The following is a 6287-nucleotide window of genomic DNA, read 5'->3' as shown; positions in this document are numbered from 1 at the left end:
TGCTGTAGGTGGAAAACGCTGGGCCGATGACGGTTTCCACCTACGCTTTCCGCTCAGATCTCGTCGGCCTGCCGGGAGGCGAACCCGTAGCGCGGGGCCAGCTCGTTCCAGGACGCGACGAACCGTTGCCTGGCCGCGGTGGCCTGCGTGCTGTGCTGCTGGGCGAGGACGCTGGAGGATGTCGTCGGCGCCGGTGAGACACAGATGCCGGCCCCCTCACGCGCCCAGGCCGCGTAGGCGCGGTCCGCCGCCGTCGATTCCAGCCACGCCGACCGCAGGTCGGCGGCCATTGTTCCGCGGGGGCCGGATCCGCGCGTGAAGCCCGGGTTTGTTCTTTAGTTGGTTATGGTCCGTTACATCGTGCTGTTCCTGGCGATGTCAGCCCCAGCCCCGCCGACACAGGAGAAGAAGCATGCCGGACGCCCGTACGGCCAGCGCGGCCAGCGCGGCCAGCACGACGGTCAACCACGCCGACCGGGAGGCGCGCCGCGACCTCTCCGTGGCGCCGCCCATCTACCAGACGGCGACCTTCTGGGCCGAGGACGCCGAGACGTTCGCCCAGGCGGCGGTCGAACGGCGCGGCCAGGGCTTCTACACCCGCTTCGGCAACCCCAACCACGCGCAGGTCGCGGCCGTCGTCGCGGAGCTGGAGCACGCCGAGGCCGCGCTCGTCACCGCCTCGGGCATGGCGGCGCTCACCACGGCCGTGCTGGCCCTGGTCTCCACCGGTGACCACGTGATCGGGCAGAGATCCACCTACAGCGGCACGGCGTCCCTGTTGTTGAACCTTCTGCCGCGCCTGGGCGTGACGACCACGCAGGTGGACCAGACGGACCCCGACGCCTTCGCCCGGGCCCTGACCCCGCGGACCCGCCTCGTCCTGGTCGAGTCACCGAGCAACCCGCTGCTGCAGATCACCGACCTGCGCGCCGTCGCGGGCCTCGCCCACGCGCACGACGCGCTGGTCCTGGCGGACAACACCTTCGCCACACCCGTGAACCAGCGGCCGCTGGACCTCGGTGTCGACCTGGTGTGGCACAGCGCGACCAAGTACCTCAACGGCCACTCCGACGTGTCAGCCGGTGTGCTCGCGGGGCCGGCGGAGCTCCTCGACCGCGTCTGGGACGTCGGCCTGCTCACCGGCGCGGTACTCGGCCCCTTCGACGCCTGGCTGCTGCTGCGCGGCCTGCGCACGCTGCCGCTGCGCATGGCCAGGCACAACGCCAACGGCCAGGCCCTCGCCGAGGCGCTGGAGCGGCACCCGGCCGTCGCGCGGGTGCACTACCCGGGCCTGGCGGCGCATCCGCAGCACGCGCTCGCGGCCCGCCAGCTCACCGGCTTCGGCGGGGTGCTCGCGGTCGAGTTCGCCGGTGGCCACGAGGCGGCCGACACCTTCCTCGACCGGCTGCGCTACGTCCGACGAGCGGTCAGCCTCGGCGGTGTGGAGTCCCTGGCGGTGCGCCCCGCGGCGATGTGGGCGGGGATGCTCAGCGAGGAACAGATCATCGCCTCGGGGATCCCCCTGGGACTGGTCCGGCTCGCCGCCGGCACCGAGGACACCGCCGACCTCGTCGATGACGTGCTCACAGCAGCCGATTCCCTGTAGCGACAGTGCCGGCGAACGGACGGAGGCCCAAGCCACGAACCGGTACGGCACCGGCTGTCCGCGCGGAGCGGTTCGGTTCACTCGGGCCTGACAGCGGAGAGCCGCCTACGCCCGCCTCAGCCCGTGTAGGTGGTTTCCGCTGTGAGGATGACGGTTTCCACCTACGCTTGCCGCGGTTGTAGGTGGTTTCGGCTGGGGGGATGGCGGTTTTCACCTACGGGTGGGTCAGCCTCCGGTGGTGGAGCCGGGTCTGACGATCATCAGGATGGTGACGGTCACCCAGAGCAGGTTGAAGGCGCCGGTGAGCATGGCCAGGCGTGCGCCGGCCCGCGCGTCGAGGCTGGCGGTGGCGTCGGCGCCCGCCGTGGCCTGCGCGGCGGTGTCGACGGCGTGGAGGGCGTCGCGCTGGCCGGGCAGGACGAGCAGCGCCAGGATGGCGGCCGCGCCCGCGGTGAGGATGATCGAGGCGATCACCCAGGCGTTGCCTGTGACACCCAGCTCACCCGCGGCGGCGAACCCGAGGGCGGGCACGGCGACACCGACGAGGGCGTAGACCGCACAGACGCGGTACAGGACGCGCAGGGCCGCGACGGCGGCCGGATCGCCGGGGCTGGCCTGGGCGTGACGCAGGGCCGGGGGGAACATGCTGGCGGCGACGGCGACCGGTCCGACGGCGAGGACGGCGGCCAGCACGTGCAGGATCAGGAAGAACTTCGTCACAGTGACAATCCTCGCCTCAGGCGTCGCGGCGGCGGCCGGTGACCGTGCGGGCGGCGACGGTGGCACAGGCGATGGTGTGGGCGGCGATGGCGTCGGGCGGGCCGAGTGCGCCGGACACGATGGCGTGGGCGGGCATGCGCGTTCTCCGTTCCGCGATGAGGCGCCGGTGTGCTCCGGCGGAGCGCCGTCGAGGCTGAGACGAGCCTCCGAACTGATCCGATCATGACCGGTCACGCCTGGGTGGAGCGCCGGGGCGGGGCGTTGCGAGGACCACAGCGGGGCAACGGCGGAAATGGCGGAGCCGGCCGCTAGCCGGAGGGACACTCACTTTATGTGAATCTTCCGTGCTCCCCGCGCTCGGGCGCCAGTTTCGCGATCATGGCAGGACGCCTGGGATGCGGATGGGCTTCCCGGTCGCGCGCCCCCCGTGGCGCCCATATGGCCGATGGCCGACGGCCACCCGCGAGTGGCGTACCACGTGGCCACGTAGGCCATTGGATACTCGCTGAGAGTAATCAGAATCAGCGTGTTCGGTGACGCCGGGCTCGTTGGTGATCATATATGAGGGAAAGCAGGGTCCGATGCGTGTCGGGATGTACCTGGACGATCAGGGGCGGTCGCTGGACGCGGTCGTGGCGGCGGCCCGCGACGGGGCGAAGGCCGGCTTCGCCAGTGCCTGGATGACCCAGTTCGGCGGGTGGGACGCGCTCACCGCGCTGGCGGTCGTGGGCCGGGAGGCGCCCGGTATCGAGGTCGGGACGGCGGTGGTGCCGACCTATCCCCGCCATCCGCTGGTGCTCGCCAGCCAGGCGCTGACGGTGCAGGCGGCCGTGGGCAACCGGCTCACCCTGGGTATCGGAGTGAGTCATCGGCCCATCATCGAGGGCCAGTTCGGCTACTCGTTCGACCGGCCCGCGGCGCACCTGCGGGAGTACCTGTCCGTGCTGGTCCCGCTGCTGCACGGGGAGAGCGTCACCCACCAGGGCGCGTCCCTCACCGCCGTCGGCGCCGTTGACGTGCCGGGCGGCAAGCCGCCGTCGCTGCTGGTCGGCGCGCTCGGCCCCGCGATGCTGCGTGCCGCCGGTGAGCTCGCCGACGGCACGGTCACCACGTGGACGGGCCCGGCGACCCTCGCCGACCACATCGTGCCGACGATCACCCGGGCCGCCCGGGCCGCGGGCCGGCCGGATCCCCGGGTGGTGGCGCTCAGCTTCGTCTGTGTGACCTCGGACGCCGACACACGCCGGGAGTGGGTCGCGCAACGGTTCGCCATGGTCGGCCAGCTGCCCAGCTACCGGGCCGTCCTCGACCGGGAGGGTGTGGACGGCCCGGGGGAGACGGTCATCCTCGGTGACGAGGCGTCCGTCGAACGGCAGATCCGGCGGCTGGCGAGCGCCGGTGTCACCGAGCTGGTGGCGCAGCCGATCGGCTCGGCGCGGGAGCAGGAGGTGACGAGCGACCTGCTCGTCGCGCTCAACACGCCGTCTGTCGGCTGACCCGCCGGGCCGGCCGTCCGCCCGGCGGGCTGATGGGTGGGGTGGGGCTCTCCCGTCCGGTGGAGCGCTGACCGGTCCGTGCCGCCCGTGAATAGCCGCGCGCGAATACAGTCATAACGGCTGGGTGCGGGGGTGGACGGACGGAGTCGGTTGTCGCTGCCGGAAGGGGTTGCCGCACAGGTGAGTGGGTTGTTGGAGGACGGGGAGGCACAGCCGGTTCTCACCCGGGAGCTGAGACTCGCGGCATATGTGGTCTGCATCCGGGACGGTGAAGTGCTGCTCGCGCGCTTCGCCGGCGCGGGCCAGGCGTTCTGGACGCTGCCCGGCGGCGGGCTCGACCACGGGGAGGATCCGCTTGCCGCGGCGATCCGCGAGGTCGAGGAGGAAACCGGATACCACGTCGTGATCGAGTCCCTGCTCGGTCTGGACTCGATACGTCGGAACTTTCCGCGCGCGGTGGGCGTCGAAGCCGACCAGCAGACCCTGCGGGTCATTTACGCCGCCCGAGTGGTGGCCGGTGAACTGCGCTACGAGGTGGGTGGTTCGACCGACCAGGCCGCGTGGGTCGACCTCGGTCAGGTCCACGCTCTCGAGCGGATCGACCTGGTCGACATCGGGCTGGAGCTCGAGCGCACCCGCCCGCCGCTCGGCCGGGTGGACCGGGAACGTTTCCGGCTCTGAACCCGGCCGGGAATCCTGGGCGGTTCACGGCCGGCCGGTGACCGGTGGGTGATGGTTGTCCACCGGGCGCCCGGTGGAGATCCGACCGAGGTCCGATCTCCACCGGGATGACGCCGGCTCCCCGGGGCGAACCGGATGGCTATCCGGGGCACGGGCCGTCCGGGTCTACCGGATCAGCGAAACCCGTCCGGCGGGAGGCCCGAGCGTGAAAAGGGAAACAAAGGGAAGCAAAGGGAAACAGCGACGGCAAGGGAACGGAAAGAACGGGGAATGTGGCCGTGCCGCCGGTGGCCGGTCAGCCGACCTTTCCGGACCAGCAGTGCTTGGACGCGTACCACGGCCCGGTGCCCTGCTGTGAGTAGAGGATGCGGGCGCGCTTCCACTGCTCCTCGGGGCTGGCCTGCTGCGGCAGACCGGACCCGCCGACGCCCCGCCAGGTGGGCGGCAGGAACTGGAACAGCCCGCCGGCGCCGATCTCGTTGACGACGCCCGGGTTGCCACCGGACTCACACTGCGCGATGGCGGAGAGCACCCGGTCCGAGGACGGTTCCGCGTTCGCCGGCTGGGACATCGCGACGCTGCCGCCGATGGCGGCGACAACGGCCGGAACAGCGATCATCGCGCGGGTGCGGGTCCTGATTCCCAGGCGGCTGCGCCGCCTGCTGTGCCTGGCCGCGCCGTCACGCGTGTGTCCGTCACGAGTACGTGTCTGGGACATGATGATGTCCTTCCCCACGCCTGCGAGGTGAGCTGTCGGGTTCGGGCTGGGACTGCCCGGCCGCGTTCCGCGGCTTCACCCCAAGGACGTCCGATGCGCGACGCCCGCAAAAAGTGGTTCCCCCGCTCCTGCCATTGGTTTGGCTTCCGTCGGCCGGGGCAGGATTCGGCGTGTCGCCCGACGGGTGCCTTCTTCGCGAAGGCACGGCGCAGACCATACGCACCGTCCCGGCCCGGAAAGCAAGCGGGGGCGGACAGTCGTGAAGATGAGCACACCGCATTCCTGATGTTGATTGTCGCCCCGGTCGTCCGGTAACGCGCGCGCCCGCGCGCTCATTATCTGGATGGGCATGTGACGCCGGCGAAGCGTGGCGATATCGCCACGCTTCCGGCCGGGTGCTCCTGCGCGCGGTGTGGACAGCTGGGCCGAATTCGTGACCGCCGGCAGCGCCGTCACGGAAATGTTCATGAAAACGAACACCGACATGAACATGGAAATGCCCGTCGGAAACTCGCCGAAAATTGCCGGGGGAAGGCGGTCGAGGCGATCGTGGAAATAGCCGTGAGGGTGGCCGGAGGGGTGCTCTTCGACGCAGCCGTCGCATGGTCGGAAGCGCCGCGCGGGAAAGCGCCCGCCGGGGGCTGGCGGCGGTGTGGAAGGCGTGTATCGTGTTTGCCTTGCTCGCCGCCGCCGTGCCCGCCCGTACCCGTGCCCGTGCCGTCCGGGCAGCAGGACGGCACGGGACATGGCACGTCACCAGTGGGAGGAACTGACCACACAGCCGTGTCGATGGGCGCGTGTGGGCGGCTGATTTGCGAGGCTGACCGGCATGATGACGCTGGCGGCGTGCGCGGTGCTCTCGATGCTGGTCTGGCTGGTCCTCGCGGCCGGGCACGGAATGTTCTGGCGGACCGACACCCGGCTCGACGCCGCCGACGCCGCCGGCACCGGCGGGGCTGGCGGGGCTGGCGGCGTCGAGCCGCCCGGCGGCTGGCCCGCGATCACCGTGATCGTGCCGGCCCGGGACGAGGCCGAGATGCTGCCGCACACCCTGCCGGCCCTGCTC

6 protein-coding genes, 1 pseudogene and 1 riboswitch are annotated in these 6287 nt (G+C 71.4%); of the genes and pseudogenes, 4 read left to right on the top strand and 3 right to left on the bottom strand.

Going from position 1 to position 6287, the window contains the following annotated elements:
• Window positions 1-53 precede the first annotated feature (53 nt).
• The gene (locus tag AC5LUJ_RS22785; RefSeq protein WP_250285379.1) at window positions 54-290 is read right to left on the bottom strand and encodes a hypothetical protein; all 237 of its coding nucleotides are present in this window, start codon (window positions 288-290) and stop codon (window positions 54-56) included.
• 122 nt (window positions 291-412) lie between these two features.
• Here AC5LUJ_RS22785 and AC5LUJ_RS22780 point away from each other — a divergent pair, with 122 nt between their 5' ends.
• Window positions 413-1606 (top strand): trans-sulfuration enzyme family protein, encoded by a 1194-nt coding sequence (locus AC5LUJ_RS22780; protein ID WP_250285380.1) that lies wholly within the window; start codon window positions 413-415, stop codon window positions 1604-1606.
• 225 nt (window positions 1607-1831) lie between these two features.
• On the opposite strand, the gene AC5LUJ_RS22775 is transcribed toward AC5LUJ_RS22780, so the two are convergent.
• A complete protein-coding gene (locus AC5LUJ_RS22775; RefSeq protein ID WP_250285381.1) occupies window positions 1832-2326 on the bottom strand; it encodes a hypothetical protein in 495 nt (164 codons plus the stop codon).
• Between the two features lie 581 nt (window positions 2327-2907).
• Between AC5LUJ_RS22775 and AC5LUJ_RS22770 the strand changes: the two genes are divergently transcribed.
• A complete protein-coding gene (locus tag AC5LUJ_RS22770; RefSeq protein ID WP_250285382.1) occupies window positions 2908-3822 on the top strand; it encodes an LLM class F420-dependent oxidoreductase in 915 nt (304 codons plus the stop codon).
• Window positions 3823-4002: 180 nt separating this feature from the next.
• A complete protein-coding gene (locus AC5LUJ_RS22765) occupies window positions 4003-4503 on the top strand; it encodes an NUDIX hydrolase (RefSeq protein ID WP_250285383.1) in 501 nt (166 codons plus the stop codon).
• A gap of 295 nt (window positions 4504-4798) precedes the next feature.
• Here AC5LUJ_RS22765 and AC5LUJ_RS22760 read toward each other — a convergent pair whose 3' ends face one another.
• Window positions 4799-5122: a transglycosylase family protein gene (locus AC5LUJ_RS22760; protein WP_250285384.1), complete on the bottom strand. Its 324-nt coding sequence runs from the start codon at window positions 5120-5122 to the stop codon at window positions 4799-4801.
• Window positions 5123-5223: 101 nt separating this feature from the next.
• Window positions 5224-5376: riboswitch (cyclic di-AMP (ydaO/yuaA leader) on the bottom strand.
• A gap of 674 nt (window positions 5377-6050) precedes the next feature.
• Between AC5LUJ_RS22760 and AC5LUJ_RS22755 the strand changes: the two are divergent.
• A pseudogene (locus AC5LUJ_RS22755) lies at window positions 6051-6287 on the top strand (hypothetical protein); the annotation flags it as partial.

The organism is Protofrankia sp. CiP1_Cm_nod3 (assembly GCF_982290655.1).
Note: the sequence above shows the minus strand (reverse complement) of the source record. Positions and strands in the feature narration are given on the sequence as shown.

What these genes read in the sequence shown, in the direction of transcription:
- AC5LUJ_RS22785 (WP_250285379.1), bottom strand. Translation starts at nt 290, where the DNA reads ATGGCCGCCGACCTGCGGTCGGCGTGGCTGGAATCGACGGCGGCGGAC.
- AC5LUJ_RS22780 (WP_250285380.1), top strand. Translation starts at nt 413, where the DNA reads ATGCCGGACGCCCGTACGGCCAGCGCGGCCAGCGCGGCCAGCACGACG.
- AC5LUJ_RS22770 (WP_250285382.1), top strand. Translation starts at nt 2,908, where the DNA reads ATGCGTGTCGGGATGTACCTGGACGATCAGGGGCGGTCGCTGGACGCG.
- AC5LUJ_RS22760 (WP_250285384.1), bottom strand. Translation starts at nt 5,122, where the DNA reads ATGATCGCTGTTCCGGCCGTTGTCGCCGCCATCGGCGGCAGCGTCGCG.